Below are 3,831 nucleotides of genomic sequence, written 5' to 3' on the forward strand. Positions count from 1 at the left end.
CTATGTGGGGACGGATTTACCTACCCCCACGTGCTACAACCTTAGACCGTGACTACCATCGCACGGCCTGGCTACCTTTCTGCGTCACACCTCACGCTTACCGACTCCACACTCAGGTCCCCCACTCAAACCCAACCACAGGCCCGAAGGCCTGACGGGATCATCACGGGGTTAGTATCGTGTGTTTTGGTACTGTCGGTTGTGTGTCGGTACCAGAATATCAACTGGTTGTCCATCGACTACGCCTGTCGGCCTCGCCTTAGGTCCCGACTTACCCAGGGCGGATTAGCCTAGCCCTGGAACCCTTGGTCATCCGGTGGACGGGTTTCTCACCCGTCTTTCGCTACTCATGCCTGCATTCTCACTCGAATCGCCTCCACCACTCGTTCACACGGCAGCTTCTCCGGCAACTCGACGCTCCCCTACCCAACACCACACCATTACGGCTTAACTGTGGTGCTGCCACAACTTCGGCGGTGTACTTAGCCCCGCTACATTATCGGCGCTCAATCACTTGACCAGTGAGCTATTACGCACTCTTTCAAGGGTGGCTGCTTCTAAGCCAACCTCCTGGTTGTCTTCGCAACTGAACATCCTTTCCCACTGAGCACACGCTTAGGGGCCTTAGTTGATGGTCTGGGCTGTTTCCCTCTCGACAATGAAGCTTATCCCCCACTGTCTCACTGCCACGCTGAACCTTGACTGGCATTCGGAGTTTAGTTGACGTCAGTAACCCGGTAGGGCCCATCAGCCATCCAGTAGCTCTACCTCCAGCAAGAACCACGCAACGCTGCACCTAAATGCATTTCGGGGAGAACCAGCTATCACAGAGTTTGATTGGCCTTTCACCCCTAACCACAGGTCATCCCCTCCATTTTCAACTGAAGTGGGTGCGGGCCTCCACGCGCTCTTACACACGCTTCACCCTGCCCATGGCTAGATCACTCCGCTTCGGGTCTAGGACACGCGACTAGGTACGCCCTATTCGGACTCGCTTTCGCTACGGCTACCCCACACGGGTTAACCTCGCCACGCACCGCTAACTCGCAGGCTCATTCTTCAAAAGGCACGCCATCACAGTCATCTAGATACTGCTCTGACGGATTGTAAGCACATGGTTTCAGGTACTCTTTCACTCCCCTCCCGGGGTACTTTTCACCATTCCCTCACGGTACTATTCCGCTATCGGTCATCAGGAAGTATTTAGCCTTACCAGGTGGTCCTGGCAGATTCACACGAAATTCCACGAGTTCCGTGCTACTCGGGCACATACACACTGTCAACGGTTGACGTTTCGTCTACGGGACTCTCACCCACTCCGGTCCTGTTTCCCACCAGGTTCGACTACACCAACAACGTTCACAGACCGGTCATGCTGGACCGGACCACGTACACCCCACAACACCCCTGCAGCAACACCAGCACGCTTGACACTGCACAGGTTTAGGCTCATCCAGTTTCGCTCGCCACTACTCCCGGAATCATTGTTATTTTCTCTTCCTGCGGGTACTGAGATGTTTCACTTCCCCGCGTTCCCTCCACATGCCCTATATATTCAGACACGGGTCACCACCCTCACGAGTGGCGGGGTTTCCCCATTCGGAGACCCTCGGATCAACGCCTGTTTATCGGCTCCCCGAGGCTTATCGCAGATTTCCACGTCCTTCATCGGCTCCTGATGCCAAGGCATCCACCATGCGCTCTTACACACTCACCCAACCCCTCAAAGGGACCGGCTTCGTGTGTGCGAAAAATTGTTTCATTCACCTTAACTAGATGATGACAAGAAAAATCACATTACATAAACACCACAAACTCGTGGTGTTTGATGCTCGCGTCCACTATACGATTCTCAAACCACTACCAAACACCCACCACCACACACCAGAAGTCTCTGCTGCTTGGTGATCGGGTTGGTCCTGTTGGTTGAAACCACACCCACACACACTGTGTGGGGTTTGTGATTCCAGGACCCAATAACGTGTTCGTTCTAGCCCATACAACAACCAACATCGACACGGCAGTCACCGGACAACGCTGGAAGGTATGAGCGGAAGAAGTGATGTTCCACCCTTGAGCTCCCAACCAGATGACACATTCGGTCACTGCGTTGGGGTTCTGATGTGTGCTCCTTAGAAAGGAGGTGATCCAGCCGCACCTTCCGGTACGGCTACCTTGTTACGACTTAGTCCCAATCACCAGTCCCACCTTAGACGGCCCCCTCCACAAGGGTTGGGACACCGGCTTCGGGTGTTACCGACTTTCGTGACTTGACGGGCGGTGTGTACAAGGCCCGGGAACGTATTCACCGCAGCGTTGCTGATCTGCGATTACTAGCGACTCCGACTTCACGTAGTCGAATTGCAGACTACGATCCGAACTGAGACTGGCTTTAAGGGATTCGCTTACCCTCACGGGTTCGCCTCTCTCTGTACCAGCCATTGTAGCATGCGTGAAGCCCAAGACATAAAGGGCATGATGATTTGACGTCATCCCCACCTTCCTCCGAGTTGACCCCGGCAGTCTCCTATGAGTTCCCACCATCACGTGCTGGCAACATAGAACGAGGGTTGCGCTCGTTGCGGGACTTAACCCAACATCTCACGACACGAGCTGACGACAACCATGCACCACCTGTACACCAGCTCCAAAGAGAAGAACTGTTTCCAGAACGGTCCAGTGTATGTCAAGCCTTGGTAAGGTTCTTCGCGTTGCATCGAATTAATCCGCATGCTCCGCCGCTTGTGCGGGCCCCCGTCAATTCCTTTGAGTTTTAGCCTTGCGACCGTACTCCCCAGGCGGGGCACTTAATGCGTTAGCTACGGCGCGGAGAACGTGGAATGTCCCCCACACCTAGTGCCCAACGTTTACGGCATGGACTACCAGGGTATCTAATCCTGTTCGCTCCCCATGCTTTCGCTCCTCAGTGTCAGTTACAGCCCAGAGTCCCGCCTTCGCCACCGGTGTTCCTCCTGATATCTGCGCATTTCACCGCTACACCAGGAATTCCAGACTCCCCTACTGCACTCTAGTCAGCCCGTACCCACTGCACGCGCAACGTTAAGCGTTGCGTTTCCACAGCAGACGTGACCAACCACCTACGAGCTCTTTACGCCCAATAATTCCGGACAACGCTCGTACCCTACGTATTACCGCGGCTGCTGGCACGTAGTTAGCCGGTACTTCTTCTGCAGGTACCGTCACTTTCGCTTCTTCCCTGCTGAAAGCGGTTTACAACCCGAAGGCCGTCATCCCGCACGCTGCGTCGCTGCATCAGGGTTTCCCCCATTGTGCAATATTCCCCACTGCTGCCTCCCGTAGGAGTCTGGGCCGTGTCTCAGTCCCAGTGTGGCCGGTCGCCCTCTCAGGCCGGCTACCCGTCGTCGCCTTGGTAGGCCATTACCCCACCAACAAGCTGATAGGCCGCGAGCCCATCCCCGATCGAAAAACTTTCCACCAACCCTCATGCGAGGGATGGTCGTATCCGGTATTAGACCCGGTTTCCCAGGCTTATCCCGAAATCAGGGGCAGGTTACTCACGTGTTACTCACCCGTTCGCCACTCATCCACCAGAAGCAAGCTTCTGGCTTCAGCGTTCGACTTGCATGTGTTAAGCACGCAGCCAGCGTTCGTCCTGAGCCAGGATCAAACTCTCCATAAAAAAATTATGTTACGAATGAATCCCAGCAAGACAGCCAACCCCTCACGGGGTGAGAAGGTTGACCAAAAAAACACTGACCAAACACAATCATCCACCCCACTGAACGGCGGACGGTTCGGCGAAGAACCACCCACACGAGGGTGAACCACTGTTTGGCCAGATGATTGTCT

The 3,831-nt window shown here is 54.8% G+C and carries 2 rRNA genes; both read right to left on the minus strand.

Going from position 1 to position 3,831, the window contains the following annotated elements:
* Positions 1-1,717 (minus strand): 23S ribosomal RNA (locus SB749_RS18585); the annotation flags it as partial.
* A gap of 419 nt (positions 1,718-2,136) precedes the next feature.
* Positions 2,137-3,661, minus strand: a 16S ribosomal RNA gene (locus tag SB749_RS18590).
* Positions 3,662-3,831 lie beyond the last annotated feature (170 nt).

The sequence above is a fragment of the Brevibacterium sp. SIMBA_078 genome, from assembly GCF_046534565.1.
GTDB lineage: Bacteria > Actinomycetota > Actinomycetes > Actinomycetales > Brevibacteriaceae > Brevibacterium.